Annotated in this window: 30 protein-coding genes; 18 read left to right on the forward strand and 12 right to left on the reverse strand. The window is 67.0% G+C overall.

Annotation, left to right across the window (positions count from 1 at the left end; all coding sequences use genetic code 11):
- From rbfA to ACWEFV_RS01855, 3 genes are read left to right on the forward strand one after another with little or no spacing between them, the layout of a single operon-like run.
- On the forward strand, positions 1-504 hold the full coding sequence (gene rbfA, locus ACWEFV_RS01845) for a 30S ribosome-binding factor RbfA (RefSeq protein WP_450068871.1): 504 nt from the start codon (positions 1-3) through the stop codon (positions 502-504).
- Positions 497-1,501 carry a DHH family phosphoesterase gene (locus ACWEFV_RS01850; RefSeq protein WP_450068872.1) on the forward strand — a complete coding sequence of 335 codons (1,005 nt, stop codon included), beginning with the start codon at positions 497-499 and terminating at the stop codon, positions 1,499-1,501. The genes rbfA and ACWEFV_RS01850 overlap by 8 nt, the downstream gene beginning before the upstream one ends.
- Positions 1,502-1,540: 39 nt before the next feature.
- Positions 1,541-2,875, forward strand: coding sequence for an MATE family efflux transporter (locus ACWEFV_RS01855; protein ID WP_450068873.1), 1,335 nt, complete (start codon positions 1,541-1,543; stop codon positions 2,873-2,875).
- A 5-nt stretch (positions 2,876-2,880) separates the two neighbouring features.
- On the opposite strand, the gene ACWEFV_RS01860 is transcribed toward ACWEFV_RS01855, so the two are convergent.
- From ACWEFV_RS01860 to ACWEFV_RS01875, 4 genes are read right to left on the reverse strand one after another with little or no spacing between them, the layout of a single operon-like run.
- Positions 2,881-3,978, reverse strand: a complete 1,098-nt coding sequence (locus ACWEFV_RS01860) for a hypothetical protein (protein WP_450068874.1) — start codon at positions 3,976-3,978, stop codon at positions 2,881-2,883.
- A complete protein-coding gene (locus ACWEFV_RS01865; RefSeq protein WP_450068875.1) occupies positions 3,978-4,277 on the reverse strand; it encodes a hypothetical protein in 300 nt (99 codons plus the stop codon). Before ACWEFV_RS01865 ends, ACWEFV_RS01860 begins: the two co-directional genes overlap by 1 nt.
- Complete coding sequence (locus tag ACWEFV_RS01870) at positions 4,277-4,759, reverse strand: hypothetical protein (RefSeq protein ID WP_450068876.1); 483 nt, start codon at positions 4,757-4,759, stop codon at positions 4,277-4,279. Before ACWEFV_RS01870 ends, ACWEFV_RS01865 begins: the two co-directional genes overlap by 1 nt.
- Before the next feature lie 56 nt (positions 4,760-4,815).
- The gene (locus tag ACWEFV_RS01875) at positions 4,816-5,433 is read right to left on the reverse strand and encodes a class I SAM-dependent methyltransferase (RefSeq protein ID WP_135453747.1); all 618 of its coding nucleotides are present in this window, start codon (positions 5,431-5,433) and stop codon (positions 4,816-4,818) included.
- Positions 5,434-5,479: 46 nt separating this feature from the next.
- Here ACWEFV_RS01875 and ACWEFV_RS01880 point away from each other — a divergent pair, with 46 nt between their 5' ends.
- The 4 genes from ACWEFV_RS01880 to ACWEFV_RS01895 all read left to right on the forward strand — a co-directional run bounded on the left by ACWEFV_RS01880 (position 5,480) and on the right by ACWEFV_RS01895 (position 8,282).
- Positions 5,480-5,923 carry a MerR family transcriptional regulator gene (locus ACWEFV_RS01880; RefSeq protein ID WP_135453748.1) on the forward strand — a complete coding sequence of 148 codons (444 nt, stop codon included), beginning with the start codon at positions 5,480-5,482 and terminating at the stop codon, positions 5,921-5,923.
- A 124-nt stretch (positions 5,924-6,047) separates the two neighbouring features.
- Positions 6,048-6,560, forward strand: coding sequence for a WXG100 family type VII secretion target (locus tag ACWEFV_RS01885; RefSeq protein ID WP_450068877.1), 513 nt, complete (start codon positions 6,048-6,050; stop codon positions 6,558-6,560).
- A 7-nt stretch (positions 6,561-6,567) separates the two neighbouring features.
- A complete protein-coding gene (locus ACWEFV_RS01890; protein ID WP_450068878.1) occupies positions 6,568-7,749 on the forward strand; it encodes a type VII secretion target in 1,182 nt (393 codons plus the stop codon).
- A gap of 23 nt (positions 7,750-7,772) precedes the next feature.
- Positions 7,773-8,282 carry a hypothetical protein gene (locus tag ACWEFV_RS01895; protein WP_450068879.1) on the forward strand — a complete coding sequence of 170 codons (510 nt, stop codon included), beginning with the start codon at positions 7,773-7,775 and terminating at the stop codon, positions 8,280-8,282.
- A gap of 50 nt (positions 8,283-8,332) precedes the next feature.
- On the opposite strand, the gene ACWEFV_RS01900 is transcribed toward ACWEFV_RS01895, so the two are convergent.
- Positions 8,333-9,091 (reverse strand): enoyl-CoA hydratase, encoded by a 759-nt coding sequence (locus ACWEFV_RS01900; RefSeq protein ID WP_450068880.1) that lies wholly within the window; start codon positions 9,089-9,091, stop codon positions 8,333-8,335.
- Positions 9,092-9,136: 45 nt separating this feature from the next.
- Here ACWEFV_RS01900 and ACWEFV_RS01905 point away from each other — a divergent pair, with 45 nt between their 5' ends.
- Together ACWEFV_RS01905 and ACWEFV_RS01910 are read left to right on the forward strand one after the other, a co-directional pair.
- On the forward strand, positions 9,137-9,403 hold the full coding sequence (locus ACWEFV_RS01905) for a DUF2277 domain-containing protein (RefSeq protein WP_167857811.1): 267 nt from the start codon (positions 9,137-9,139) through the stop codon (positions 9,401-9,403).
- Positions 9,400-9,948: a DUF1802 family protein gene (locus ACWEFV_RS01910; RefSeq protein WP_450068881.1), complete on the forward strand. Its 549-nt coding sequence runs from the start codon at positions 9,400-9,402 to the stop codon at positions 9,946-9,948. Before ACWEFV_RS01905 ends, ACWEFV_RS01910 begins: the two co-directional genes overlap by 4 nt.
- Here ACWEFV_RS01910 and ACWEFV_RS01915 read toward each other — a convergent pair.
- Both ACWEFV_RS01915 and ACWEFV_RS01920 read right to left on the reverse strand, forming a co-directional pair.
- Positions 9,937-11,580, reverse strand: coding sequence for a CocE/NonD family hydrolase (locus ACWEFV_RS01915; protein WP_450068882.1), 1,644 nt, complete (start codon positions 11,578-11,580; stop codon positions 9,937-9,939). The genes ACWEFV_RS01910 and ACWEFV_RS01915 overlap by 12 nt on opposite strands.
- A gap of 49 nt (positions 11,581-11,629) precedes the next feature.
- Positions 11,630-12,223: a DUF3558 domain-containing protein gene (locus tag ACWEFV_RS01920; protein WP_450068883.1), complete on the reverse strand. Its 594-nt coding sequence runs from the start codon at positions 12,221-12,223 to the stop codon at positions 11,630-11,632.
- Between the two features lie 164 nt (positions 12,224-12,387).
- Between ACWEFV_RS01920 and ACWEFV_RS01925 the strand changes: the two genes are divergently transcribed.
- From ACWEFV_RS01925 to truB, 3 genes are read left to right on the forward strand one after another with little or no spacing between them, the layout of a single operon-like run.
- Positions 12,388-13,344, forward strand: a complete 957-nt coding sequence (locus ACWEFV_RS01925; RefSeq protein ID WP_167857812.1) for a metallophosphoesterase family protein — start codon at positions 12,388-12,390, stop codon at positions 13,342-13,344.
- Entirely contained in the window at positions 13,341-14,015 is a 675-nt protein-coding gene (gene pptT / locus ACWEFV_RS01930) for a 4'-phosphopantetheinyl transferase PptT (RefSeq protein ID WP_450068884.1), read from the forward strand. Before ACWEFV_RS01925 ends, pptT begins: the two co-directional genes overlap by 4 nt.
- Positions 14,012-14,899 (forward strand): tRNA pseudouridine(55) synthase TruB, encoded by an 888-nt coding sequence (truB, locus tag ACWEFV_RS01935; protein WP_450068885.1) that lies wholly within the window; start codon positions 14,012-14,014, stop codon positions 14,897-14,899. Before pptT ends, truB begins: the two co-directional genes overlap by 4 nt.
- Positions 14,900-14,910: 11 nt before the next feature.
- Here truB and ACWEFV_RS01940 read toward each other — a convergent pair whose 3' ends face one another.
- From ACWEFV_RS01940 to mntR, 3 genes are all read right to left on the reverse strand, one after another.
- Complete coding sequence (locus ACWEFV_RS01940; protein WP_450068886.1) at positions 14,911-16,128, reverse strand: SfnB family sulfur acquisition oxidoreductase; 1,218 nt, start codon at positions 16,126-16,128, stop codon at positions 14,911-14,913.
- Positions 16,125-17,294, reverse strand: coding sequence for an LLM class flavin-dependent oxidoreductase (locus ACWEFV_RS01945; RefSeq protein WP_450068887.1), 1,170 nt, complete (start codon positions 17,292-17,294; stop codon positions 16,125-16,127). Before ACWEFV_RS01945 ends, ACWEFV_RS01940 begins: the two co-directional genes overlap by 4 nt.
- Positions 17,295-17,367: 73 nt before the next feature.
- Complete coding sequence (gene mntR, locus ACWEFV_RS01950) at positions 17,368-18,090, reverse strand: manganese-binding transcriptional regulator MntR (RefSeq protein WP_135453760.1); 723 nt, start codon at positions 18,088-18,090, stop codon at positions 17,368-17,370.
- Between the two features lie 80 nt (positions 18,091-18,170).
- Between mntR and ACWEFV_RS01955 the strand changes: the two genes are divergently transcribed.
- The 6 genes from ACWEFV_RS01955 (at position 18,171) to bla (ending at position 24,849) form a co-directional block, all read left to right on the forward strand.
- Positions 18,171-19,166: a bifunctional riboflavin kinase/FAD synthetase gene (locus ACWEFV_RS01955; RefSeq protein ID WP_135453761.1), complete on the forward strand. Its 996-nt coding sequence runs from the start codon at positions 18,171-18,173 to the stop codon at positions 19,164-19,166.
- Positions 19,167-19,303: 137 nt separating this feature from the next.
- On the forward strand, positions 19,304-19,573 hold the full coding sequence (rpsO, locus tag ACWEFV_RS01960) for a 30S ribosomal protein S15 (protein ID WP_135453762.1): 270 nt from the start codon (positions 19,304-19,306) through the stop codon (positions 19,571-19,573).
- A gap of 10 nt (positions 19,574-19,583) precedes the next feature.
- On the forward strand, positions 19,584-20,084 hold the full coding sequence (gene lppU / locus ACWEFV_RS01965; RefSeq protein ID WP_450068888.1) for an LppU family putative lipoprotein: 501 nt from the start codon (positions 19,584-19,586) through the stop codon (positions 20,082-20,084).
- 290 nt (positions 20,085-20,374) lie between these two features.
- Complete coding sequence (locus tag ACWEFV_RS01970; protein WP_450068889.1) at positions 20,375-22,633, forward strand: polyribonucleotide nucleotidyltransferase; 2,259 nt, start codon at positions 20,375-20,377, stop codon at positions 22,631-22,633.
- Between the two features lie 29 nt (positions 22,634-22,662).
- A complete protein-coding gene (locus ACWEFV_RS01975; RefSeq protein ID WP_135453764.1) occupies positions 22,663-23,952 on the forward strand; it encodes a M16 family metallopeptidase in 1,290 nt (429 codons plus the stop codon).
- An 18-nt stretch (positions 23,953-23,970) separates the two neighbouring features.
- The gene (gene bla / locus ACWEFV_RS01980) at positions 23,971-24,849 is read left to right on the forward strand and encodes a class A beta-lactamase (RefSeq protein WP_450068890.1); all 879 of its coding nucleotides are present in this window, start codon (positions 23,971-23,973) and stop codon (positions 24,847-24,849) included.
- Here bla and ACWEFV_RS01985 read toward each other — a convergent pair.
- The gene (locus ACWEFV_RS01985; protein WP_450068891.1) at positions 24,841-25,311 is read right to left on the reverse strand and encodes an Hsp20/alpha crystallin family protein; all 471 of its coding nucleotides are present in this window, start codon (positions 25,309-25,311) and stop codon (positions 24,841-24,843) included. The two genes, bla and ACWEFV_RS01985, sit on opposite strands and share 9 nt — an antisense overlap.
- 199 nt (positions 25,312-25,510) lie before the next feature.
- Positions 25,511-26,626, reverse strand: a complete 1,116-nt coding sequence (gene ald, locus ACWEFV_RS01990) for an alanine dehydrogenase (protein ID WP_135453767.1) — start codon at positions 26,624-26,626, stop codon at positions 25,511-25,513.
- Between the last annotated feature and the right edge of the window lie 7 nt (positions 26,627-26,633).

The raw sequence follows: 26,633 nt of genomic DNA on the forward strand, positions 1-26,633 counted from the left end.
ATGGCTGATCCCGCACGGGCCAAGCGGCTCGCCAAACGGATCTCCACCATCGTCGCCTCGGCGATCGAGTACGAGATCAAGGATCCGCGGCTGAACGGCGTGACGATCACCGATGCCAAGATGACCGGTGATCTGCACGACGCCACGCTGTACTACACCGTCATCGGGACCAGTCTCGATGAGGAACCGGATTATGCCGGTGTGGCGGCGGCGCTGGAGAGTGCCAAGGGTGTGTTGCGGACCAAGGTGGGCGCCGGGACCGGGGTGCGATTCACCCCGACCCTGGCGTTCGTCCGCGACACCGTGCCCGATTCGGCGCACCGGATGGAGGAGCTGCTGGCCCGGGCGCGGGCTGCCGACGAGGATTTGGCGAGAGTTCGAGAGGGCGCCAAGCACGCCGGTGATGAAGACCCGTACCGTGTGAGCGGGGCGGAGGACATGGACGGGCTTGCCGACGGGGCAGACACAGAGGATGCCGGTGACCGCGATCGAACGGATGACTGATACTGCTCATTCGGAGGCTCCCAACGGGGGCCTTTCCGGTCTGCGTGTCGACGCGCGTGCGGCAGCCGACCTCCTGTCGGATGCGGCGAGCGTCAGTGTCGTGTGCCACGTCTATCCCGATGCCGACACCATCGGCGCCGGGCTGGCGCTCGCGCAGGTACTCGATGACGCGGGTAAGCAGGTCGAGGTAGCCTTCGCGGCTCCCGATCAGCTGCCCGAGTCCCTGCAGACCCTGCCGGGCGGGCATCTGATGGTCGCTCCTGATCTCATCCGGAATGACGCGGATCTGGTTGTCACAGTGGATATTCCGAGTGTCAACCGACTCGGCGCACTGCGTGAACTGGCCGAGAACGGTCGCGAGGTGTTGGTCATCGACCACCACGCGTCCAATCAGCTGTTCGGCACCGCCAACTACGTCGATCCGACGGCGGACTCCACCACGATGCTGGTGGCCGAACTCCTCGATGCCTGGGACAAGCCCATCGACAAACGGGTGGCGCACTGCCTGTACGCCGGACTGACCACCGACACCGGTTCGTTCCGCTGGGCCACTGCCCGGGCGCACCGGTTGGCGGCCCGGCTGGTCGAACTCGGAGTGGACAACGCCTCGATCAGCCGCGCACTGCTCGACACCCACCCGTTTGCGTGGCTGCCGATGCTGTCGCGCGTGCTGGCCTCGGCGCGGCTGCTGCCGGAGGCTGTCGGTGGCCGCGGGCTCGTGTATGCCGTTGTGTCGCATGACGAATGGTCCAGCGCCCGGCCCGAGGAAGTCGAGAGCATCGTCGACATCGTGCGCACCACCCAGCAGGCGGAGGTCGCCGCCGTGTTCAAAGAGATCGAGCCGAAACACTGGTCGGTTTCGATGCGGGCGAAGTCGCTCAATCTGGCCACAGTTGCCAGTTCGTTCGGGGGCGGCGGCCATCCCCATGCGGCCGGCTATTCCGCGGCAGGCCCCGCTGACGATGTTGTTCAGGCGCTTGCCCGGGCGCTTGCCTGACTCCGTCAGGGGGCATGTTGCCTGACTCCGTCTGGTCACATGGTTGAGCCGGAAGGTGACATTCCGGTCGCGCCGGCCACCACCCGTCGCATCGCCGGTCTGGCGCTTCCGGCGCTGGGTGTCCTGGCGGCCGAGCCCATCTATCTGCTGTTCGACATTGCGATCGTCGGCCGTCTCGGTGCGCTCAGCCTCGCCGGGCTGGCCATCGGCGGCCTGGTCCTCGGCCTGGTCAATTCCCAGGGGACGTTCTTGTCCTACGGCACCACGTCGCGCTCGGCCCGGCTGTTCGGAGCAGGTGACCGAAGGTCGGCCGTAGGCGAAGGCGTGCAGGCCACCTGGCTGGCGCTCGGGCTGGGGCTGCTCATCATCGCGGTGGTGCAAGCTGCGGCGGTGCCGCTACTCACGGCGATCGCCGGACATTCCGACATCGCGGACGCCGCGTTGCCATGGCTGCGGATCGCCATCCTGGCCGCCCCGGCAATCCTGGTATCGCTGGCCGGAAACGGCTGGATGCGCGGGGTGCAGGACACTGCCCGCCCGCTGCACTACGTGGTGTTCGGGTTTGCGGTGTCGGCGGTGTTGTGCCCGCTGCTGGTCTACGGCTGGCTGGGCCTGCCCCGCCTGGGGCTGCCCGGTTCCGCGGTGGCGAACCTGGTGGGCCAGTGGGTGGCGGCGCTGCTCTTTCTACGTGCCTTGGTGATCGAGAAGGTAGCGCTGCGGGTCCAACCCACGGTGCTGCGGGCCCAGTTGACCATGGGCCGCGACCTGCTGATGCGATCGATGGCGTTCCAAGCCTGCTTCCTGTCCGCCGGGGCGGTGGCAGCGCGATTCGGTGCCGCCTCCGTTGCGGCGCATCAGGTGGTCCTGCAGGTGTGGAGTTTCCTTGCACTGGTACTGGATTCGCTCGCGATTGCCGCGCAATCGCTCGTGGGTGCGGCGCTGGGTGCCGGTCAGCTCGCGCATGCCAAGAGCGTGGCCTGGCGGGTGACACTGTTCTCCGCCCTGGCCGGGGTGGTGCTGGCCGTGGTGTTCGCCGTCGGATCGTCGGTGCTGCCGTCGGTGTTCACCGACGATGAAACGGTGTTGGCTGCCATCGGGGTCCCGTGGTGGTTCATGGTGGCCCAATTGCCCGTGGCCGGTGTTGTTTTCGCGCTTGACGGCGTGCTCCTGGGTGCGGGCGACGCGAAGTTCATGCGGAACGCCACGCTGACCAGTGCGCTGGTCGGCTTCCTGCCGCTGATCTGGTTGTCGTTGATCTACGGCTGGGGGCTGTTCGGCATCTGGTCTGGCCTGAGCACGTTCATGGTGCTGCGTCTGATCTTCGTCGGCTGGCGCGCGTTCTCCGGTCGCTGGCTGGTGCCGGGGACCGCCTGAGCCGGCTACGGGCCGGGCCACCTGCCCGACGGAGAGGGCTCGAACACCTGCCCGTGCCTGTTGACAAACCGCGCCGGCGTCAGCGGGCGGACTGCGTCCAGTTCATCGAGAGCCGCGATGGCACGCGGCGCGCCGCTGAAGTCCGAGGCCGGTTCGAATTTGAGGGCGGCAGCGTTGATCGTGATCTGCTCGCCCTGGTCGGCCATGAGGGATGCGACGCGCAGCAGTGGGTTTTCACGGGGCCCATTGCTGAGCATCCGTTCGACGGTGTCTCGCACGGTGCCGATCTCTTCTGCCCAGCTGCGCATGGGTTTTCCGGTGGCATGCTCGTGAAACTCGTACGCGTCGCCGACGGTCTCGACCGACCAGCCGGGCCATAGCCCGTCGAACGCATCGATCTGCCGGTCGTCGTCGCAGATCGCCCACCATCGCGCGGTCTTCGTGGTGAAGTCCATGTGAATCCCCGTGGCCGGGCCCTCGTTGCAGCGCTCGAAGTCCCAGAGCACGGGTTCACCAGCACCGCTGCGCGCCAGCGCTTCTACGGCCACTGAGCGGATCAGGTCCGGACCGAGCTGGGCGATGAAGTCGAGGGAGCCTTCGCCGCGCCAGGCGATCACTTGCCCGGAGTCAAGGCGAACGGATAAGGCGTCACAGGTGCCACCCTCAGCCCAAGGTACGAACCACGTCAGATCTTCCACGGTCCGCTGTGGGTAGCTGTTCTCGGTGAAGATCGTTGCAGGGTCGACGCCGGCCAACCACAAGGTCCCGCGGACGCCTTCAGGGGACCACACGGCCGACCAACCCGGCCAGGTCTTCTCGATCAGATGATTGACGATCCGTGGCAGGTACAAATACGAGCTCTCCTCGGCCCATACAACGTGCCGCTGGATCAGATCGATGAGCAGCGACCCTTCGATCCACGTCGCGCCATGCCACTGCGCGGGCGTGTCGACACCCATCGGCGTCATGCTTCGAACACGTGCCAGCGTGGCCTCGAAACCGTCGAGCGCGATGTCCAGCCCGACGGTTTGTGCGGCCCAGTGGTCGTAGTACAGCTCTGGCCCGGATTCGGCGAGGACGATCACTCCGAGTCGTGACCCCATCAGTTGTTGTCCGAAGCGTGTCGACGCCGGAGCTCGGGGAGCGTCGCCGTCAGGTAGGCCTCGGCGTACACGGTGTTGCCCGGCTCGGCCAGGGGCCCAAGGTCGGTCGGCCAGCACAGATAGATGCCGAGTGCTCCGAGGGTGGTCACCCGGGCCACATGGAATGAGCCGCCGGTGGCTTCGACGGTCTTGGTCCACGAATGCTCGACCGTCGCGGAGAACACAGCCATCGGTGTCCAGGGGTCCTGGAACATCCCGGCTGGAATGAAGCTCTCGGCGCCCAACCGCAGGCGGTCCATCACGGTCCCGTTCGGAAGTGTCTGCGGCGTGGTGAGCGGGCCCATGTCCGACTCTGGGGAGGCATTGAACGCTTGCAGACATGCACGTCGAGTGCCAGACCGGTGATGAGCGCCTCGAACGTCGCATCGGATGAGGCCGGTGGGAGAAAGCGCCACTGGCCGGAGTCAGCGCACAGTCGGGTTATTTGTGTGCCGTCATCATCGACCACGTCCGCCACAACGATGTCGGTACCCTCTGCCGAGTGCACCTCGGTGATCCGCGCAGTCGGGCCGCCTGCGAACCCGGGGACGACCTCGATCTCGCCGCTGTCGTGCACATTGACGACGATCTCGGCGCCTGAAGGGTCTCGCCAGACAGCGTTGAACCATCCGCCCGGCATCGGGTACCCACGCAGTTCGCCCCAGTGCTGGTGAACAAAGGCGGTGGCGACGTCCGAGCCGTGCAGCGGCAGTCCGATGCAGTCGAAGAGTCCGTGGCTCATGTGGGTGAGTGTGCCAGCAGGTACCTACGGCGAGCCATTCATTTGTGGGACGCTGACTAGAGAGCCGGATGCGTACCGCTGACCACCCACACCGCGTCGCGTCCCTTGCCTTGCGCCGCGACACACACGTCGCTGAATCCCGCGTCGCGGCACAACATCCCGAACGACTCGGCCTGCTGCCGTGTCCAGCCGTGGCTGGCCAGTCCGGTGGCGTCGTCAGCCGATTGACGCTCGATCGCGATCAGCCGCCCGCCGGGAATCAGCACCCGGTGTGCCTCGGCAACCGCCATGGCGACATCCTGCCAGTGGTGCACAGTGGCCAGTGCCCACACCACCGTCGCTGAGCCGTCGGGCACCGGAAGGTGTTCTGCGGTGCCCTCACTCCAGGTGATGGGCATGCGCCTCGGCGTGACCAGGCGCCCGATGCGGAGCAGGGTCGACGCGGGGTCGACGCCGGTGACCCGAGCGCCGCGGCGGGCGGCCACCCGGGCGGCGGTACCGGGTCCGCAACCCACGTCCACGACATGGTCCGCCGAGGAGATGTGCGCGGTATCGGCGGCCAGCCTGGCCTTCGCCCGGCCCACCAGGAGGAAGGCCAATCCGCACAGCACCCCGGTGACTCCCGAGAAACCGGGGTGGTCGGCATGGTGATTGATCGCACGCGCGGCGTTCATGGGGTAGACCTTGCCGGTTCAAGGTGGGTTGAAGTCAAATGGCGGCATGGACGTGATCCCGATCGGCGAGGCGGCCGCGCGGTTGCAGATGAGCCCGTCGGCGTTGCGGTACTACGACGAACGCGGGCTGGTGTCGCCGCGGCTGCGGCGGGCCGGCAAGCGGATGTACGGACCCGAAGAGCTTCGTCGGCTCGCGTTGCTCAAGATCGTCAACCGATTGGGTCTTCCGCTCGACACCGCGGCCGCGGTGCTGGACGCACCGAGTGAACAGTGGCGTGAGACGGTGCGCGAGCAGATCGCCGCGCTGGATCGGGTGATCGCGCAAGCCAAAGGGGCGCAACAGTTTCTGACGCACGCATTGCGTTGCCCCGCCGAACACCCCGCCCGCGACTGCGCCACGATGATCGGCGCCCTGGACCGGCTCGTCGACGGGATGAGCGTCGAGGAGCTTGCTGCCGACCAAACCGGGACGGGCTGGCTCGTCGACTGATCCTCGTCGGTCGGCTGACCGCACCGGTACGTGACACGTGGGCTTTCGCGGCCGAATTGGCGCATTGTCCGCCCAACTCGTGGCCCCATACTGAGAAGGACTTAGGCAGACAGGGGGCGTCGGGATGCCGCTGACGGTATCGCAGGTCCTGGGTTCTCGACCCGAAGCACTGGTCAGCGCCGCTGGAGAGGTCAAGGCGGCCGGCTCCGAAATAGACCTTCAGCTTGCCGGCGAGCGGTCTCAAATGGATGCTCTGGCGTCGAAGTGGACCGGTACGGCATCCGACGGCGCGCGAGTCAACGCCGACGAGATGTTCGGCGATCAGCAGCTCTACCGCGCGAAGCTGCAGAAGCTGTCCGACAAGATGGCTGCGTCCGGCGAGACGCTCACCGGCATACGCAAGGAACTCTCCGACCTCGTCAACAGTGGTGAGGCTCAGTACTTCAACATCGCCGACAACGGATCGGTGACCGCTGGCTGGCGTCTGCTGTGGTGGGCGGCGCTGTCGCCGCGCAATGCGCTCGAGGTCAAGATCAGGCAACTCAAGCTGCAGACGAAAATTCAGACGGCGCTCGACAAGTTCGACGCGGCGGACAAGGCCACGGCCGCCGCACTGCGCAAGATCGGCAGGGGCTGACGCAGACATGAATCAGCCGCTGGCGGTGAGCATCGAGGCGATGCGTCTCAGTGCCAACGGGTTGAACCAGGCCTCGGTCGAGTTTCACCGGGGTCGGGCGGGTCCGGCGGTGTCGGGGGCGTCCGGTTCGTTGTCGGCACTCGAGACCGCGGACGCCTGCCGGGACGTGGGCAGTTCACTGGCGCGGCAGGCACAGTCGTTGGGCAACGATGTGTCCGAGTACGCCGACAAACTGCTCCTGGCTGCCGACCGCTATGAGCGCGGCGATATCGAGGCAGCCGAGAGCATTGACTTCGCCGGGCCGGACGAATCGCCTGCCGAGGATCCCAATGCGACACCGGAGCAAAAGCTCTCACAATACGAGCGGGCGCTGCGTGACGCGGGCGTGCTCGACGGCCCGGCGGAGGGGCGTTACCGGGAATGGTTGCTGAATGCGGCTCGCCAGGATGTGTCACCGGAGACGATCGTCGACATCGCGCGGACCCACGACATCGACCCCGAGGATTTCGACGTCTTCAACGGCATGGAGGAGGTCAAGGACGCCGACGGTAAATCGTTCTTCCTCATCCCGTCGGGCACCAGTCCTGAGAAGGTGAAGAAGGCCGCATTGATGACCTACATCCTCAATGCGGGAACGGATTACGGCAAGGCCGAACTCGGCCCTGACGGCAAGGCGGGCACGTCTGACGATGTCCAGAACGACTTCGAGGAGGTGCCGTACTCCGCCGCCGAGGTCCAGAGAATCATCGATCGGCAGAACGCCAACTCCTGGAGCTATACGGCGGCCGCCGGGCTTCCCTATACAGGCGCGGCTGTGGCGACCACGCCGAACGGCATGCTGATGGCGTTGGGCGGCAAGCCAACCGATTGGGCGGCATTCCAGGGCGGTTCCACCTACGGCGACATCTTCACCGTGAACATCAACGATGTGAAGAACCCGGCTGAACAGCTTCGCGCAATCATCGACTCCGGAAACATGTGGTACGGCCGCGAGGGCGGTGTGCCGGTTCAAGGCGGCCTGGACTTGGATCGGCTACTCCATCACGAAGAGCGGCATTCGCAGCAGTGGGCTGAAAAGGGGCCGGTGAGAATGGGAATCGATTACGGCACGGGCGGGATCATCCAAGGGAAGGGCGGCGTCCACCCTCTGGAGGAGGACGCCGGCCTTTCGGACGGGGGCTACCACTGATGCGCCGCCGTATCGCGGTAGTTGTGGCAATCCTTGCGCTGTCGGCGTCGTCGGGCTGTGAGACCAGGGCACCGTTCGCGCCGACACTGACTCCGTCATGGGGCGCGCGGGTCACTGACGGAAAGTTGCAGATCTGGACCGGTGCGCCGTGCATCGCTGTCAAGCGAATCTCGTTGAGCTACAACCTCGGGGAACCTGAGCTGGTGCTCACAGCCAGCAGTCCGGCGGGAGCGGACGTCGAGCATTTGACCCTGGGCGGGCCGTACCCCGCCGGGTTGCAGGTCACGCAGCCGTGGCCGCAGGGCGTGGATTGGCGTACCGCAGAGCAACTGACCTTGCGGGTCGACGCGTTTCCCCCGGGTGCGAAATCAGTGGTGTTCGGGTCGGGTACCGAGGTCTCCGAAATCGTGGACGGATCGCCGAACCATCCTGAGGACACCTACTGGTTCACCGGTGTGGGTTGGCTCAACGAAGCTGACGTCGCCGCGCAGGACGGCAAGACGTTCACCTCCGTGTGCACTCCCCAAAGGTAGGTCGTGTCAAGTAACACCGGACGCCGGCCGGCCCGGGAAAGAAGGCGGCGTCAGCGCACCTGCGCGCGTCCCCGCTCAATCACGGCGCTGCGGCTGGCCGCGATGTCGTCACCGGTTGCCGTCGCCATCCACTCGCGCGCCGAGGCCGCTTCGATCCACAGTCCCTGATTCGTCTGGGACTCGTCGATGCGGTGATACGAGGCGAGCAGGGCTCGGACGGCGGCCTGATTGTTGGCGACGATCGAGGCGGCCACCCGCCGGGCGGCGGGCAGCAGCTCGTCATGGGGGACCACTTCGGTGACCAGCCCGGCCCGCAGGGCCTCGGCAGCCGAGAGGTAATCGCCGGTCAGGCTCATCCGCCGGGCCAGGCCCACTCCGACCTTCTGCGGCAGCCGCACGCTCAGGCCCCAGGTCGGCAGCAACCCCACCCGGGCGTGGGTGTCGGCGAACTTGGCGCGCTCGGAGGCGATCAGGATGTCGCAGTACAGCGCCAGCTCCAGACCCCCGGTGACCGCTGCACCGTTGATGGCGCCGATCACCGGCTTGCTCATGGCCGGCCATTTGGGCGAGATATCGGGCAGTTCGGTGGTGTCGCCGAGTTCCTTCAGGTCCAGACCGGCGCAGAACACCGGATCGGCGCCGGTGAGGATCACGACGTCAACGTCGTCATCAGCCTGTGCGGTGCGCAGGGCACCGTAGAACTCCGTGCGGAGTTGCGTCGACAGCGCATTGCGCGACTGGGGCCGATTCAACGTGAGCGTGCGAACCCGGTCGGTGGTATCGACGAGGAGAACGGCGGTGCTTGTCATCCACTCACGCTAGCCACCAGGCTCCGCGCGCCTATCGTGGGTGTCATGTGCCGCAACATCACCGAGCTGCGCGGGCTGGAGCCCGCCGCAACTGACGAAGAGATCGAGGCCGCGGCGCGCCAGTACGTGCGCAAGGTCAGCGGTATCACCCGGCCCACCGGCGCCAACGTCGACGCGTTCGAGGAGGCTGTCGCCGAGGTCACCGCCACGACCATGCGACTGCTCGAGCGGCTGGCCCCGCGCCGTCAGCCGCCCAAAACCGTTCCTCCGCTGCGTCGTCCAGAGGTCCGGGCCCGACTGGCTGCACAGTGACACAGCCCGCGCTCAAGGAGTGGAGCGCGGCCGTGCACGCCCTGCTCGATGGCCGTCAGACCGTGCTGTTGCGCAAGGGCGGCATCCACGAGAAGCGGTTCTCGGTGGCCGCGCCCGAGTTCCTGCTGTTCCCGACGGTTGCGCACAGCCATGCCGAACGGGTGCGGCCCCAACACGCAGACCTGCTCGCCGCTGCCGCGCAGGACAGCACCGACGACGCGGTGATCATTCGAGCTGGAGCGAAAGTTGTTGCTGCAGTGGAGGTCAACGAGCCCGAAGCGATCGAGGAGCTCGCACCGCTGCACATCTGGACCGCCGAATCGGTGCGGGCGGACCGGCTCGATTTCCGCCCCAAACACCGGCTGACCGTCCTGGTCGTCCAGGTGAGCCCGCTGCGTGCACCGATCCGGCTGGCCCGCACGCCCGAGTACGCCGGGTGCAAGAGCTGGGTCGACATACCGGTGCAGGCGAGGTGGGGCCCACCGGTGCACGACGACACGATGTTGCGCGACGTCGCCGAGCGGGTGCGGACCTCAGTCGGCTGACGGCGGCACCGGTCCGGCGGGCAGCACCAGCCGGGACACCCCGCCCTGGCCGTGATGCACGGTATGAGTGGCGCGCACCAGCTGGGAACCGGAGATCGGTGGCTCGGCGGTGCCGAGATTGCGGGCGAACCGCGGGTGCGAGCCACCGGCGATCATCACCCTGATCCGTGACCCTGCCCGGAATCGGTGTGCGACGGCATCCAGCTCGAGGCGGACCGGTCCGGTGTGACCGTTCATTCGGCGGAATCCGTCGGATACGTTGCGGGACCGGCCTTTTCCGTCCACCTCGCTGATCCGGACGAAGATGTCGTGATGCGGGTTGTCACAGCTGTGTGCCAACTCGACGACCGGGTTGCCCGCCACGTACAGATCGGCGGGAAGCGGGTCGGCGTCGAACGTCAGCACATCTCTGCGCCGGGCCAGCCGGGTGTCGTCGCGGTAACCGCCGGCCGCGGCCAGCATGCGGCCGCCGACGGTGGGGGTGGGGTCGGCGGGGTGGTAGGTGAATGTAGACGGTGGTGCGGATTCCGACGGCGGGGTATCGGCCAGTCGCCCCGCCGGCCGCAGGAACATCTCGTGTTCGGGCATGACCGGTGGCCAGTCGGCCTGCTCCACCCAGCCGTGCCCGTTGACATGAATCCGTACCGTGCTGCGGTCGGTTTCGCCATCGCCGGCCAGGTGGGCGCCCAGCCAGTCCAGCGATTCGCCGACCACGGTGGTGAGCCCCTTGGTCATCAGCTGTGTGTGGGTCCATGGCCCGACCGTCAATGCCACCGGGACGCCGCGCCGGTGCAGCTGCTCGTACTGCTCCAGCGTCTGGTCCAGGAAGAGGTCCTGCCACCCGCTGAGCAACAGGATGGGCACCTCGACCTGCTGCACCGCTTCATCGAACCGCAGTCGGTCCCAGAACGGATCTTCGCGTTCTGGGTGCTCCAGCCAGGATTCGTACCATGGCGCGCCGGTGCCCAGCAGTCGTCGGCCGGCCGCACCCATCGGCAATCCGGCGGTCGCCTTGGCCAGCTCCGCCGGGCCTCGCAGCTGCCGGGACAGCGCCTGCACCACGCCGGGTTCCTCCTGGCGGGCCACCATCGCGCTCCAGCCCAGAAAGTCGTTGAGGGAGAACGCGCCGGTGCCCCAGGCCGATGAGCTGAAATCGTGCGGGCCGACGGTGATGACGGCAGCTTTCATCTCCGGCGGCGGATCGACCAGCAGCGCCCACTGAGTGAAGCCGAGGTATGACAGCCCCACCGTGGCGAACGACCCGGTGAACCACGGCTGGTCCCGCAACCAGGCCACGGTGTCGGCACCGTCGGCCATTTCGTGGACCATCGGGGTGAACTGTCCGCCGGAGCCGAACGTGCCACGCACACTTTGCAACACCACGTGATAACCCCGCGCGGCATACACCTGCGCGAACACCGGTGAGAACGGGAAGCGGCGGCCGTACGGGCCGCGGACGAGCAACGTGCCCGCGGGACGGTCGGTGACGGGCGCGTAGTGGTCGGCAACCAGTTCCACGCCGTCGCGCATCGGCACCCGCAGCCCGTGCTGCACGGTGAAGTCGGTCTCGTGCGGCGGCAGCCCCAGAATCCTGCTGACGGCCTTACCGGTGTACCGGCGGAATGTGCTCACGCGACCAGGCTACGGATCGGTCCCCGCACTACTCGGAACTCCGGATGCCTCAGAACTTGTAGTACGGCGCCAGTTCGTGGGCCCGCTGCAGGTTGGTCTGCAGGCAGTCCGGCTGGCTCGGCGAGTGTATGGGGGAGTAGAACAGCGATTGCTGAATGACGCCGTAGCTGGTCTTGAACGCCACCATGCAGGTGACCCACCAGCGGTCGTTCCAGTCGGTCGGCTTCATGATCCAGTACTGCGCGGCCCGGTGGCCATCGATGTCCAGCTCGACCGCATCGGCCGGGATGGTCTTCTCGTAGGTGCGCCAGACGAACGCCTCGACCGCCATCTGGTAGTCGCCGGCGTCGTAGTGGCAGCGCAGGCTGTCCTCGGGCTCCGGCGGGGTGAAGGCCAGACCGATCCGCTGGACCACGTCGAACGGGATGTCATTGCACGGATCGAACGGTGACGGATCCGTGGTCTCCACGACCGGCCACTTGATGGTCGTGGACACGTTGGTCATCGGGAGATCCGTGACATCGAGCTGAAGCGGACCGGCGCCCGCACGCTCGGTCGGGCCCGACTGCCACACGATCACCGCCGATACCAACGCCGCAACCAGCCCTGTCGACGCCGACAGCAGTCGCAACTTGGCGGCCATCACACCCCCTCATAGTTTGGTGGCAAAACGTTCCCCGGCTTGCGGGGAGTGTAGCGGTCAGTCGCAACGGACTCGACCATAAACGAGAACCTGTTCTAGTTGTCAACGACGCGCAGCGCCGACGCCCGGTTAGGCTGGTCCGTTGTGGTGGTGCAACTGTGGTGATGGATCACGAGACGAGGGACCGGCAGCCGATCCTGTGGGCGATCAGCGATCTGCATACCGGGCACAACGGAAACAAGCCGGTCACCGAGTCGTTGTACCCGGCTTCGCCCGACGACTGGCTGATCGTCGCCGGTGACGTCGGGGAGCGCACCGACGAGATCCGATGGGCGCTGGACCTGCTGCGCAAGCGGTTCGCCAAAGTCATCTGGGTTCCCGGTAACCACGAACTGTGGACCACCAACAAGGACCCGATGCAGATCTTCGGCCGGTCGCGCTACGACTACCTGGTCGACATGTGCGACCAGATGGGTGTGATCACCCCCGAGCATCCGTTCCCGGTGTGGACCGAACAGGGTGGTCCGGCCACGATCGTGCCGATGTTCCTGCTCTACGACTACACCTTCCTGCCCGAGGGGGCCTCGACCAAGGCCGAGGGGCTGGCCATCGCCCGGGACCGTAACGTCGTCGGTACCGACGAGTTCCTGCTGTCCAGCGAGCCCTATGCGACCCGTGACGCGTGGTGCCGTGATCGAGTGGCGGCCACCCGCAAGCGGCTCGACGATCTGGACTGGATCGACCCGACGGTTCTGGTCAACCATTTCCCGCTGGTCCGCGAACCCTGCGACGCGATGTTTTATCCCGAGTTCTCGCTGTGGTGCGGCACGACGGCCACCAAGGACTGGCACACCCGCTACAACGCGATCTGCTCGGTGTATGGCCACCTGCACATTCCGCGTACCACCTGGTACGACGACGTGCGCTTCGAAGAGGTATCGGTCGGCTATCCGCGGGAGTGGCGTCGCCGCAAGCCTTTCCGCTGGCTGCGCCAGATCCTGCCCGACCCCAACTACGCACCGGGATATCTCAACGAGTTCGGCGGGCATTTCCAGATCACCGCCGAGATGCGTGCCCACGCTCAGCAGATGCAGGAGCGGATCAAGGCCAGGCGCGCATGAGCGACACGTTGCTGGGGCAGGTGCTGCCCGATATGCCGGACGATCTCGCTGCGGCCGAGTTGTACGACGACCCGCCGGGCCTGACGGCGCTGCCCGAGGAGGCGGCCCTGGTGGCCCGCGCGGTGGCCAAGCGGCGCAACGAGTTCACCACCGTGCGCTACTGCGCACGCCAGGCGTTGGGTGAGCTGGGCGTGGGCCCGGTGCCAATCCTCAAGGGGGACAAGGGCGAGCCGTGCTGGCCTGATGGCATCGTCGGCAGCCTGACGCATTGTCAGGGCTTTCGGGGTGCCGTGGTGGGCCGTGTCGGTGGGGTGAGGTCGGTCGGCATCGATGCCGAGCCGCACGACGTGTTGCCTGACGGGGTTCTCGGCGCCATCTCGCTGCCGTTGGAACGCTCTGAACTCGGCGGACTGCCCGACGGTCTGCATTGGGACCGAATCCTGTTCTGCGCCAAGGAGGCCACCTACAAGGCCTGGTACCCGTTGACGCACCGCTGGCTCGGATTCGAGGATGCCCACATCACCTTCGGGGTGGACGGGTCCGGCACGGGAGGAACGTTCCGGTCCCAGATCCTCATCGACCCGGCCGCCGAACACGGCCCGCCGTTGACCGCACTGGAAGGTCGTTGGTCGGTGCGCGACGGTGTCACGTTGACGGCGATCGTGCTGTGAGCGGTCCAGAAGCCGGCTTGGTGATCGTCGACAAGCCTGCCGGGATGACCAGCCATGACGTGGTGGGGCGGTGCCGCCGGCTGTTCGGCACGCGCAAGGTCGGCCACGCCGGAACGCTCGACCCCATGGCGACCGGGGTGTTGGTGGTCGGGATCGAGCGCGCCACCAAGATCCTCGGCCTGCTCACCGCCACCGACAAGTCGTATTCGGCAACGATCCGGCTGGGGCAGACCACCACGACCGACGATGCCGAAGGTGAAGTGCTGCAATCGGTCTCAGCTGCGCATGTGACCGATGAGCAGATCGAGTCCGCTGTCGCGGCGCTGCGCGGGGACATCGAGCAGGTGCCCTCGGCGGTGAGCGCCATCAAGATTGGCGGACAGCGGGCCTACAAGCTGGCCCGCGAAGGGCAGACCGTCGAGCTGGCCGCCCGGCCCGTGCGCATCGGTCGGTTCGACATCCTTGCGGTCCGGCGGGTGGACGAATTCGTCGATGTGGACGTCGATGTGGACTGCTCGTCGGGCACCTACATCCGCGCCCTGGCCCGCGACGTGGGTGCTGCGCTCGGTGTCGGAGGGCACCTGACGGCATTGCGCCGCACCAAGGTCGGCCGCTACGGCCTGGACGAGGCGCGCACCCTGGATGACCTCGCCGAGCAGGCGCGGCTGAGCTACTCACTCGACGCGGCCTGCCTGGTCGGCTTTCCGCGTCGCGATCTGAGCGCCGAGGAAACCGAGGACACCCGGCACGGGCGGGCGCTGACCCCGGCCGGCATCGACGGGATCTATGCCGCCACCGCACCCGACGGCCAGGTCATCGCTCTGCTGGAAGACGGCTCGTCACGCACCAAGAACGTCGTGGTGTTGCGCCCCGCCACGCTGTAGCGGGGAACGGCTCAAAGCTGGCCGTGGCGAGGCGGTTTCGTGCCTGACAGGGTGTAGTTGCCGATGTGTCGGATCTTCCAGCGGGTGGCGTCGTGCAGAGTGTGGGTCCGGGCGTCACGCCAGTACCGCGACAGGTTGCCCGATGCCGAGGCACTGCGGGTCCCACCGAACTCGAACAGTGCGCTGCCGGCTTCCACTGCCGCCCGGGCGGCAGCCACCTTGGCGATCGCCACCGCGATCGAGGCCTCCGCGGCACTGTCCTCGGTGAGATCGGCTCGGGCCGCATCGACTTGACGGGCCGCCTCGGCGAGCAGCGCCTGCGCGCCCCGCACCGTCACGGTCAGCTCACCGGCGACCTGCACCACGGTCGGGTCTTCGACAGCGCTGGACACCGAAGCCTCGAAATGCGGACGGGCTCTGGCGGCCTGACGTACCGCCTCTTCGAGTGCGGCCGTGGCGATGCCGACGTCGAGGGCGGCATGGAGTAGTTGCGCCCGTGCCCCGTACACCGTGGGGCGCCCGAAGATCGGGCTGAACTGGATGACGTGCGCGGCCGGCACTTCGACGGATTCCAGCGTGACGGTGCCCGAGGCGGTGGTGCGCTGACCCATGCCGTCCCAGTCGTCGACAACCTCGACCCCACGGGCGTCACGTGGCACGAACGCGACGGCCTTCGGGGTCGCGGCCGTCGGCACCTGCCCCGAACCGTCGGCCAGCGACGCCCGCACGATCAGCCAGTCCGCGAACAGCGCCCCGGTCGAGTAGTACTTCCGGCCGCTCAGGACGTAATCGGTGCCTGATGCACTGAGCGTGGTGGTGTCCACGTCGACGGGATGCGGTCCGCGTTCCGACTGGGCATTGGCGAACAACGCCCCATCCAGCACCAGCCCGTAGAAGTACGCCTGCTGTGCCGGCGTGCCCTGCAGCCGCAGGGCCTCCAGGAACGTGAAATGCGAGTGCGGGATCTGGCCGATGGACGGATCTCCGTGCGCGATCAGTCGCAGCACCTCGGCGAGAACGCCGACGGGTACGTCGAGCCCGCCATGCTCGGTGGGCACCGTCAGAGCCAGCAGCCCCGAGTCCTTCAGCGCCTGAACCTGCTCGTGCGGCAGGATCCGGTGCGCGTCACGGGCGGCGGCCCCCTCGGCGAACGACCTCGACAGCTGAGTCGCTACCGACAGCGCCGCTTGAGCCGACGAGATGCGGGTGGCTCCGGCCAGATCCGTCATCGCGGCGCGCCGACGAACGGGATCGAGGCGGGCGCGCCGGATGGTGAGCCGCCGCCGAACAGCCCGCGTTCACGCAGGATCGGCACCACACCCTCGCCGAACCAGAACAGCTCCTCCAGGTGCGGATAGCCGGAGAAGATGAACTCGTCGATACCGATCTCGGCGTACTCGGCGATCCGGTCGGCCACCTCGGTGTGACTGCCCACCAGCGCGGTGCCGGCCCCGCCTCGCACCAATCCGACGCCTGACCACAGGTTCGGGGCGATCTCCAGGCTGCGGGCATCGCTCCAGGTGCCGTTGGCGCGGTTGGCCTCGTGCAGGGCCAGCATGCGCTTCTGGCCCTCGGACTGACTGCGCGCCAGTCCGGCCTGTGCTGCGGCCACGGTCTCGTCATCGAGCGCGGCGACGAGGCGGTCGGCCTGGACCCAGGCCTCCTCGGAGGTATCCCGCGAGATGGTGTGCAGGCGGATGCCGAACCGCAGCTTGCGTCCCTGTTCCTCGCCGAGCGCCCGAATCCACTCGATCTTCTCCTTGACGGCCGCCGGCGGCTCACCCCAGGTCAGGTAGACGTCGGAGTGCCGGGCGGCCACCGGGCCGGCGGCCTGCGAGCTGCCGCCGAAGTACAGCGGCGGCACCGGGGTCGGCGGCAGCGCCAGCGAGGCCTCCTCGACGTCGACGTACTCACCCTTGTGGGTCACCGTCTCGCCGGCCCACAGCCGCCGCACCACGTCGAGGAACTCGTCGCAGCGCGCATACCGTGCGTCCTTGTCCAGGTGGTCGCCGAACGCCCGCTGTTCATGCGCTTCGCCTCCGACGACGACGTTGAGCAGGATCCGTCCCGGCGCATGCCGGGCGAACGTCGCCGCCATCTGAGCCGACAGCGTCGGGCTGACCAGACCCGGGCGGAACGCCACCAGGAATGCCAGCGAGGTGGTCTCGCGGGCCAGCAGCGCGGCGGTGATGAACGCGTCCTCGCACCAGGCCCCGGTCGGGATGAGCGCGCCGGTGAAACCGAACCGTTCGGCGGAACGGACGATCGAGGCCAGGTAGTCGATCGAGGCTTCACGGTCACCACCGGCAGCGCCCGCGGGCGTGCCGTGGCCCCCGCCGACGATCAGCCGGCTGTCGCCGTAGGTGGGAAGGAACCAGTGCAGAGAGACAGTCACGAACAGGTCATCTTGGTGACGGATCGGCGATCGCGCACGGGTAAAAATCGCGGTGATCTTCTCCCGCGTGTCGTCAGCTCGCGACGACCCAGATCGCTTCAGCGGCCGGATTGCCCAGCTCGACCTGGACGCTGGTGTCATCTCCGCCACCAGAATCCGACGGACTCCCGGGACCTTCGATGACAACCGAGATCACGCCGGCGAAATCGCGTCGCGCCAGCACCCGCACCCGGGAATCGAGGCTGATGCCGACGCTGTCGAAATAGCGCAGCATCTCCGGATCGGCGTCGGAGATGCGCGCCACCGTGCCGGCGTCGCCGTCCTGGCACGCCGACAGCTGCCGGGCCGGCGGGGTGGGCACCTGGCCGTCGGCGGCCGGGATCGGGTCGCCGTGCGGATCGCGGGTGGGGTGGCCCAGCTTGGCGTCGATCCGGTCGAGCATCCGGTCGCTCACGGCGTGCTCGAGGATCTCGGCTTCGTCGTGCACCTCGTCCCAGCCGTAGCCCAGTTCCTGCACCAGGAAGGTCTCCATCAGCCGGTGCCGACGGACCATCGCCAGCGCCGCGCGCCGGCCCGCGTCGGTCAGCGTCACCGCGCCGTACTTCTCGTGATGGACCAGGCCCTGGTCGGCGAGTTTTCGAATGGATTCCGAGGCTGTGGATGCCGACACGCCGATCCGCTCGGCCAGCAGTTTCGTGCTGACCTTTTCGCGAGACCACTCCTGGGCTGTCCAGATGACTTTCAGATAGTCCTGGGCAACCGTGGAGAGGTCTTGATGGTTACCGTCTGGACTCACAGTAGGAAAGTTTAGGCAATCATCACCTGATCGGGGGATCTAGAGCAGACCGCGTGGCGTTCGGGTCGTAGGCTGATCGCGTGCAGCGCTGGCGTGGGCAGGACGAGATCCCCACGGACTGGGGCAGGTGTGTAGTCACCATCGGGGTGTTCGACGGGGTTCACCGTGGACACGCGGAGTTGATCAGCCACGCGGTAAAAGCGGGCAGGTCACGTGGAGTGCCGGTGGTTCTCATGACCTTCGACCCACATCCGATGGAGGTGGTTTTTCCGGGTAGTCATCCGGCACAGCTGACGACGCTGACGCGGCGGGCTGAGCTGGTCGAGGAACTCGGCGTCGACGTATTTCTCGTCATGCCGTTCACCTCGGATTTCATGAAGCTCACCCCCGAGCGCTACATCCACGAGCTGTTGGTGGAGGACCTACACGTGCTGGAAGTGGTGGTCGGGGAGAACTTCACGTTCGGCAAGAAGGCCGCCGGGAATGTCGAGATGCTGCGGAAGGCGGGGGAGCGGTTCGGCTTCGCGGTCGAGAGCATGTCGCTGGTGACCGAATCGCTCGATGCCGAGCACCGCGACGAGCGGGTCACGTTCTCGTCGACATACATCCGTTCCTGCGTCGACGCCGGCGACGTGGTGGCCGCCACCGAGGCGCTGGGCCGACCGCACCGGGTCGAGGGCGTGGTGGTGCGCGGCGACGGGCGTGGCCGGGTGCTGGGCTTCCCGACGGCCAACGTGGCGCCGCCGATGTTCTCCGCGATTCCGGCTGACGGCGTCTACGCCGCCTGGTTCACGGTGCTGGGCCACGGCCCGATGATGGGCACGGTGATCCCCGGCGAGCGGTATCAGGCCGCGGTATCGGTGGGCACCAACCCGACCTTCTCCGGACGTACCCGCACGGTAGAGGCGTTCGTGCTCGATACCAACGCCGACCTGTACGGGCAGCATGTCGCCGTCGATTTCATCTCCCGGATCCGGGGCATGGAAAAGTTCAACCGGGTGGAAGAACTGGTCGCAGAGATGAAGCGGGATGCTGACAAGGCGCGCGCGATTCTGGCTGCGCAGACCCAAGGCTGAATTCGCGGCTCGCCGCGGTGCTGAATTCGCGGCTCACCGCGGTGCTGCTAGACTTCTCGCCGATCCGGTGCATGCTGCAGTCCGCGGTGGCTGTGCCGAGAATATGTTCGCGGGACTGAAATGATGGAGTTACTTTCGTGGCGCTTACTGCCGACCAGAAAAAAGAAATCCTGAGCAGCTACGGTCTGCACGAGACCGACACCGGTTCGCCGGAGGCCCAGGTCGCCCTGCTGACCAAGCGGATCTCGGACCTGACCGAGCACCTCAAGCAGCACAAGCACGACCACCACTCGCGTCGCGGCCTGCTGCTGCTCGTCGGCCGTCGTCGCCGGCTGCTGAAGTACGTCGCCCAGGTTGACGTGGCGCGTTACCGCTCGCTGATCGAGCGCCTCGGGCTGCGTCGCTGACGCGGCGTCGGTGCCACAACTTTCCGCGGCTGCCCCTCTTGGGGCAGCCGCGCTACTTTTCCTCGGCGGATTGACCGCCTGCTCCTCAGCGGCGGCCGCGGACATGAAGGCGGGGGACTGCCTGAAGATGAGCGGCACGTACGAGCGCCCCGACGCCAGCCGGGCGGAGTGCGGCAGCGACGCGTCGAACTACAAGGTGATCTCCACGGTCACCGACAGCGACCAGTGCCCGGGCGACGTCGACACCTACTACTCCGTGCGCAGCGCATTCAGCGAGGAGACCCAGACACTCTGTCTGGACATCGACTGGATCACCGGCGGCTGCATGAGCATCGACCCGCAGAACGACAAGGACCCGTATCGGGTGGACTGCGCGGATTCGTCTGCGCCGCACCGGCAACGGGCCACCGAGGTCCTCCGCGGGGTGTCGGAAGTTGATCAGTGCACCAGCGGCGTGGGCTACGCATACCCGGAACGCCAGTTCACCGTATGCGTGGAGGACGTGTCCTAGCAGGCGCGGATGGCTGTTGGGCCGTTGCTGCCGTGTAACATGAGGGCGTTCAGTGGCTGGAATCTGCGCTGAACACCAGGTGCGGCACCCGCGATCCGCGGGCGTTGTTCCTGCGAGTCATATCGGGCCCGCCTGGTCGGGCGGTCTTCGGTAGTGGCTGCCGGAACCCCGTTGTCGGGGCCCATCCGGCCGCTTCGATCGACGGCCGTAGCCGTAACCAGGGCCCGTGGCGTATCGCCACCGTGACGCCGCGAAAACAGCTGAAAGAACGAAAGAGGCCAACGGACTCTATGTCTGTAGTTGAACTTGAAGACGGTGTGTTCGAATCCACCGCAACCCTCGACAACGGGAGCTTCGGCACCCGCACCATCCGTTTCGAGACCGGGCGGCTCGCGCAGCAGGCCGCCGGCTCCGTCGTCGCCTACCTCGACGACGAGACCATGCTGCTGAGCGCGACGACCGCCAGCAAGACGCCGAAGGACCACTTCGACTTCTTCCCCTTGACCATCGACGTCGAGGAGCGGATGTACGCCGCGGGCCGGATCCCCGGCTCGTTCTTCCGGCGTGAGGGCCGTCCCTCCACCGATGCGATCCTGACCTGTCGCCTGATCGACCGGCCGCTGCGCCCGTCGTTCGTCAGCGGTCTGCGGAACGAGATCCAGGTCGTGGTCACCGTCCTGAGCCTGGATCCCAAGGATCTGTACGACGTGCTGGCCATCAATGCCGCCTCGGCGTCGACGCAGATCTCCGGCCTGCCGTTCTCCGGTCCGGTCGGCGGCGTGCGCGTCGCCCTGATCGATGGCCAGTGGGTCGCCTTCCCGACCGTCGAGCAGCTGGAGAAGGCTGTCTTCGACATGGTCGTCGCGGGACGCAAGGTGGGCGACGATGTCGCGATCATGATGGTCGAGGCCGAAGCCACCGAGAACGTGATCGAGTTGGTCGCCGGCGGCGCCCAGGCTCCCACCGAGGCCGTCGTCGCCGAGGGCCTTGAGGCGGCCAAGCCGTTCATCGCCACGCTGTGCGACGCTCAGGCAGCGCTGGCCGAGAAGGCCGCCAAGGAGATCGCCGATTACCCGCTGTTCCCGGACTACGCCGACGACGTCTACGACGCCGTGGCCGCGGTCGCCACCGACGCACTGTCGGAGGCACTGACCATCGCGGGTAAGCACGAGCGCGACGACCGCACCAACGAGATCAAGGTCGAGGTGCTCGAGCGTCTGGGCGATACCTTCGCCGGTCGTGAGAAGGAAATCGGCGCAGCCTACCGCTCGCTGACCAAAAAGCTTGTGCGACAGCGCATCCTGACCGACCACTTCCGTATCGACGGCCGTGGTGTGACCGACATCCGGGCGCTGTCGGCCGAGGTGGCCATCATCCCGCGGGCGCACGGCAGCGCGTTGTTCGAGCGCGGCGAGACCCAGATCATGGGTGTCACCACGCTGGACATGGTCAAGATGGCCCAGCAGATCGACTCGCTGGGGCCCGAGACCAGCAAGCGCTACATGCATCACTACAACTTCCCGCCGTTCTCGACCGGTGAGACCGGTCGCGTGGGTTCGCCCAAGCGCCGCGAGATCGGCCACGGTGCGCTGGCCGAGCGGGCCCTGGTTCCCGTGCTGCCCAGCGTCGAGGAGTTCCCGTACGCCATCCGTCAGGTGTCGGAGGCCCTGGGTTCAAACGGCTCGACCTCGATGGGCTCGGTGTGTGCCTCGACCCTGTCGCTGCTGAACGCCGGTGTGCCGCTCAAGGCGCCGGTGGCCGGCATCGCCATGGGCCTGGTCTCCGACCAGGTCGACGGTGAGACCCGCTACGTGACGCTGACCGACATCCTCGGCGCCGAGGATGCCTTCGGCGACATGGACTTCAAGTGCGCAGGCACCAAGGACTTCGTCACCGCCCTGCAGCTCGACACCAAGCTCGACGGCATCCCGTCCAAGGTGCTGGCCGGTGCGCTGGCGCAGGCCAAGGACGCGCGCCTGACGATCCTCGACGTGATGGCCGAGGCCATCGACACGCCCGACGAGATGAGCCCGTACGCACCGCGGATCACCACGATCAAGGTGCCGGTTGACAAGATCGGTGAGGTCATCGGGCCCAAGGGCAAGATGATCAACTCGATCACCGAGGAGACCGGCGCGTCGATCTCCATCGAGGACGACGGCACCGTGTTCGTCGGCGCCAGCAATGGCGAGGCGGCGCAGGCCGCGATCGACAAGATCAACGCCATCGCCAACCCGCAGCTGCCCAAGATCGGTGAGCGGTTCCTCGGAACCGTGGTCAAGACCACCGACTTCGGCGCGTTCGTGTCGCTGCTGCCGGGCCGTGACGGCCTGGTCCACATCTCCAAGCTGGGCCGCGGCAAGCGCATTGCCAAGGTCGAGGATGTGGTGAAGGTCGGCGACAAGCTGCGCGTCGAGATCGCCGATATCGACAACCGGGGCAAGATCTCGCTGGTGCTCGTCGACGAAGAGGGCGCGGAGAAGGCCGAGGCAGTTGCCGACGGTGCTCCGGCTCCGGCCGACGCCGCTGCCGCTGCCGCCGAGTCCTGATCACCTCAGCTCGAACCAAGGCGTCTGCACTGAACACCACACATGTCCGCCGAACAGATCTGCCCGGCGGACTCCGGGTGGTCACTGAGTACATCCCGTCGGTGCGTTCCGCATCCGTCGGAGTCTGGGTGGGTGTCGGCTCCCGCGACGAAGGACGAAGCGTCGCGGGTGCCGCCCACTTCCTAGAGCACCTGCTGTTCAAGGCCACCCCGACGCGCAGCGCGGTCGAGATAGCTCAGGCTGTCGATGCCGTCGGTGGTGAGCTGAACGCGTTCACCACGCGCGAGCACACCTGCTACTACGCCCACGTGCTCGATTCCGACCTGGAACTCGCGGTCGATCTGGTGGCCGACGTCGTGTTGCGGGGTCGGTGTGCCACCGAGGATGTCGAGGTGGAACGCGACGTCGTCCTCGAAGAGATCGCCATGCGCGACGATGATCCCGAGGACAGTCTCGGTGACGTCTTCCTGTCGGCGATGTTCGGTGATCACCCGGTCGGACGTCCGGTGATCGGCAGCGTCGAGTCGATCGAGACGATGACACGCGCGCAGTTGCATTCGTTCCACGTCCGTCGATACACGCCCGAACGGATGATCGTGGCGGTGGCGGGCAACATCGACCACGACGTCGTATTGTCGCTGGTGCGGGAGCATTTCGGTCCGCGGCTGGAAGCCGGGCGCACCGCGGTGGCACCGCGTAAGGGCGCTGGACGGGTCGGCGGCAAGCCGTCATTGCTCGTGGTCGACCGCGACGGAGAGCAGACCCACGTGTCGCTGGGCGTTCGCACGCCCGGCCGGCACTGGGAGCACCGCTGGGCGCTGTCGGTGCTCAACACCGCGCTCGGCGGTGGTCTGAGTTCCCGTCTGTTCCAACAGATCCGGGAATCCCGCGGCCTGGCCTACTCGGTGTACTCGACGGTGGACACCTTCGCCGACAGCGGGGCGCTCTCGGTGTATGCGGGATGTCAGCCGGAACGGTTCGACGAAGTGGTCCGGGTGACCACCGATGTTCTGGAAGGCGTTGCCCGAGACGGGATCACCGCCGACGAATGCCGCATCGCCAAGGGCTCGTTGCGTGGCGGGCTGGTGCTCGGGCTGGAGGATTCCGGATCGCGCATGCACCGGATCGGGCGCAGCGAGCTCAATTACGGTGAACACCGGACCATCGATCACACGTTGGCCCAGATCGATGCGGTTACCCTCGAAGAGGTCAACGCGGTGGCCCACCAGTTGCTGTCTCGCGACTACGGTGCCGCGGTACTCGGCCCACATCGGTCCAAAAAGACTCTGCCGCAACAACTTCAAGCTATCGCCGGCTGACCCGCTACGCTGGGTCCGATGACGGGACTCTCGCGACGCAATGTTCTGATCGGTTCGCTCGTGGCGGCGGCTGCCGTCGGTGTGGGTAACGCCGCACCGGCTTTCGCCGCCCCGGTCGATGACCAGATCGCGGAACTGGAACGTCGTGACAACGTCCTGATCGGCTTGTATGCGGCCAATCTGGCTTCCGGGCGGACGCTCACCCACCGGCCCGACGAGATGTTCGCGATCTGCTCGACCTTCAAAGGCTATGCCGCCGGGCGCGTGCTGCAGATGGTCGGCCGCCGCCAGATTTCGCTGGACAACCGGGTGTTCGTCGACCCGGAGGCGATCGTGCCGAACTCTCCGGTCACCGAGACCCATGCCGGTGCCGAGATGACGCTGGCGGAGTTGTGTCAGGCGGCGCTGCAGCGCAGTGACAACACCGCGGGCAACCTGCTGCTGAAAACGATTGACGGGCCTGCGGGTATCACCGCGTTCGCCCGCAGCGTCGGAGACGAGCGCACCCGCCTGGATCGCTGGGAGGTCGAGTTGAACTCGGCGATACCGGGGGACCCGAGGGATACCTCCACCCCGGCTGCGCTGGCCATCGGGTACCGGGCGATGTTGGCCGGTGACGCGCTGAACCCGCCGCAGCGCCGCCAGTTGGAGGACTGGATGCGGGCCAATCAGACATCGAGCATGCGCGCCGGACTCCCGGACGGCTGGACCACTGCCGACAAGACCGGCAGCGGGGATTACGGCAGCACCAACGATGTCGGGATCGCCTACGGGCCCGACGGGCAACGGTTGTTGTTGGCTGTGATGACGCGGTCGCAGGCCGACGACCCGAAGGCCGACAACCTGCGCCCGCTCATCGGTGAGCTGACGGCTCTCGTACTGCCGTCGTTACTCTGAGTGCTCGGCGGATCCGATTGCGGCCGAGCTGTTCTCGGCACCCTGGATCGCGATCTGCCGGGCTCCCGCGGGGTTCTGGGACAACGGCACGCGCACGGTAAGAATGCCGCGCTCGTAGCCGGCCGTGATGTTCTCCTCATCGGCCTCCGCGGGCAGCGTCACGGTGCGCAGGAACGAGCCGTAGGAGAACTCCGACCGCGCCGTGGTGTCGGCTCGCTCCGAACGCTCGGCCTTCACCGTCAGCTGGCCGTCGGCCACGGTGATCTGAACATCGCTCGCGGGATCGATACCGGGGATCTCGGCCCGCAGTTCGTAGTGGTCTTCGGTGACCTCGTCCTCGATGCGCATGAGGTTGCGCTCGAAGATGGGGCGCAGGCTGGCGAACGGTGTGATCCCGGCGAAGAACTCCGAGAGCTCGGGCAGCAACGGGCGGGGCTGGTGCGCGACGGGCAGGTTGACCATGGGTGACTCCTCAGTCCTGGAACGTAGATCGGAGGAAAAGGCCTTGTGAGGCTTGCCCTTTCGATCCAAGCACCGGCGTGGAGCCACGGGTCGAATGTGCGGTGAACAGCGTGCATACGGGCGGCTGCCAGGCATCGCCGGTACCGGAATGCACGTCGCCCGGCCGGAGCGAACTCCAGCCGGGCGGCGGTGCGTGAGATCAGGCCAGGACAGTGGCCGGATCGGTGAACGGCATGTCGAGGTCGATGGCCACCTGCTCGGACAGCAGCGCGCCCTCGTGCGTGGAGAGGCCCTTGGCGAGTGCCTGGTCGGCCTCGCAGGCGGCCTTCCAGCCCTTGTCGGCCAACTTCAGCACGTACGGCATGGTGGCGTTGGTCAGCGCGAACGTCGACGTGCGCGGCACCGAGCCGGGCATGTTGGCCACGCAGTAGAACACCGTGTCGTGAACGGCGAACGTCGGATCGTCGTGGGTGGTGGGACGCGAATCCTCGAAGCAGCCACCCTGGTCGATGGCGATGTCGACCAGCACCGCGCCCGGCTTCATGTGGGACACCGTCGAATTGGTGACCAACTTGGGGGCCTTGGCCCCGGGGATCAGCACCGCACCGATCACGAGGTCGGCCTTCTTGACGGCCTCCTCAAGTTCCAGGGACGACGAGTAACGGGTCTCGATGCTGCTACCCGACTCGTTGTCGATCTTGCGCAGCGTGTTGATGTTCAGATCGAACACCGTGACGTGGGCGCCCATGCCCTTGGCGATACGGGCGGCGTTGTAGCCGGCGACGCCACCGCCGATGACGACGACCTCGGCAGGCGCGACGCCGGGGACGCCTCCCATCAGCACGCCACGGCCGCCCTGTGTGCGCATCAGGTGGTAGGAGCCGACCTGTGCGGACAGGCGGCCGGCGACCTCGCTCATCGGGGCGAGCAGCGGCAGCGCCCCGTCGGCGGTTTGAACCGTCTCATATGCGATCGAGGTGGTACCCGAGGCCAGCAGTGCGTCGGTGCATTCCTTGGATGCCGCCAGGTGCAGATAGGTGAACAGCGTCTGGCCCTTTCGCATGCGCGAATACTCGGCCGCGATGGGTTCCTTGACCTTGAGGAGCAGTTCGGCCTCGGCCCAGACCTGGTCGGCCGTGGCCACGATCTCGGCACCGGCGGCCTTGAAGTCGTTGTCGGTGATGGCTGAGCCTTCGCCGGCGTCGGCCTGAATGATCACGTCGTGACCGCGTCGGGTCAGCTCCGCCACGCCCGCCGGGGTGATCGCCACTCGGTACTCGTTGTTCTTGATCTCGGTCGGGATGCCGACGAGCATGGTCGCT

It is taken from the genome of Mycobacterium sp. NPDC004974, from assembly GCF_053600815.1.

What these genes read in the sequence shown, in the direction of transcription:
- ACWEFV_RS01940 (WP_450068886.1), bottom strand. Translation starts at nt 16,128, where the DNA reads ATGACGGATCTGGCCGGAGCCACCCGCATCTCGTCGGCTCAAGCGGCG.
- ACWEFV_RS01905 (WP_167857811.1), top strand. Translation starts at nt 9,137, where the DNA reads ATGTGCCGCAACATCACCGAGCTGCGCGGGCTGGAGCCCGCCGCAACT.
- ACWEFV_RS01925 (WP_167857812.1), top strand. Translation starts at nt 12,388, where the DNA reads ATGGATCACGAGACGAGGGACCGGCAGCCGATCCTGTGGGCGATCAGC.
- ACWEFV_RS01860 (WP_450068874.1), bottom strand. Translation starts at nt 3,978, where the DNA reads ATGGGGTCACGACTCGGAGTGATCGTCCTCGCCGAATCCGGGCCAGAG.
- ACWEFV_RS01920 (WP_450068883.1), bottom strand. Translation starts at nt 12,223, where the DNA reads ATGGCCGCCAAGTTGCGACTGCTGTCGGCGTCGACAGGGCTGGTTGCG.
- ACWEFV_RS01900 (WP_450068880.1), bottom strand. Translation starts at nt 9,091, where the DNA reads ATGACAAGCACCGCCGTTCTCCTCGTCGATACCACCGACCGGGTTCGC.
- ACWEFV_RS01885 (WP_450068877.1), top strand. Translation starts at nt 6,048, where the DNA reads ATGCCGCTGACGGTATCGCAGGTCCTGGGTTCTCGACCCGAAGCACTG.
- bla (WP_450068890.1), top strand. Translation starts at nt 23,971, where the DNA reads ATGACGGGACTCTCGCGACGCAATGTTCTGATCGGTTCGCTCGTGGCG.
- ACWEFV_RS01880 (WP_135453748.1), top strand. Translation starts at nt 5,480, where the DNA reads ATGGACGTGATCCCGATCGGCGAGGCGGCCGCGCGGTTGCAGATGAGC.
- rbfA (WP_450068871.1), top strand. Translation starts at nt 1, where the DNA reads ATGGCTGATCCCGCACGGGCCAAGCGGCTCGCCAAACGGATCTCCACC.
- ACWEFV_RS01850 (WP_450068872.1), top strand. Translation starts at nt 497, where the DNA reads ATGACTGATACTGCTCATTCGGAGGCTCCCAACGGGGGCCTTTCCGGT.
- ACWEFV_RS01865 (WP_450068875.1), bottom strand. Translation starts at nt 4,277, where the DNA reads ATGGACCGCCTGCGGTTGGGCGCCGAGAGCTTCATTCCAGCCGGGATG.
- pptT (WP_450068884.1), top strand. Translation starts at nt 13,341, where the DNA reads ATGAGCGACACGTTGCTGGGGCAGGTGCTGCCCGATATGCCGGACGAT.
- ald (WP_135453767.1), bottom strand. Translation starts at nt 26,626, where the DNA reads ATGCTCGTCGGCATCCCGACCGAGATCAAGAACAACGAGTACCGAGTG.
- ACWEFV_RS01870 (WP_450068876.1), bottom strand. Translation starts at nt 4,759, where the DNA reads ATGAGCCACGGACTCTTCGACTGCATCGGACTGCCGCTGCACGGCTCG.
- ACWEFV_RS01890 (WP_450068878.1), top strand. Translation starts at nt 6,568, where the DNA reads ATGAATCAGCCGCTGGCGGTGAGCATCGAGGCGATGCGTCTCAGTGCC.
- ACWEFV_RS01855 (WP_450068873.1), top strand. Translation starts at nt 1,541, where the DNA reads ATGGTTGAGCCGGAAGGTGACATTCCGGTCGCGCCGGCCACCACCCGT.
- ACWEFV_RS01970 (WP_450068889.1), top strand. Translation starts at nt 20,375, where the DNA reads ATGTCTGTAGTTGAACTTGAAGACGGTGTGTTCGAATCCACCGCAACC.
- ACWEFV_RS01985 (WP_450068891.1), bottom strand. Translation starts at nt 25,311, where the DNA reads ATGGTCAACCTGCCCGTCGCGCACCAGCCCCGCCCGTTGCTGCCCGAG.
- ACWEFV_RS01875 (WP_135453747.1), bottom strand. Translation starts at nt 5,433, where the DNA reads ATGAACGCCGCGCGTGCGATCAATCACCATGCCGACCACCCCGGTTTC.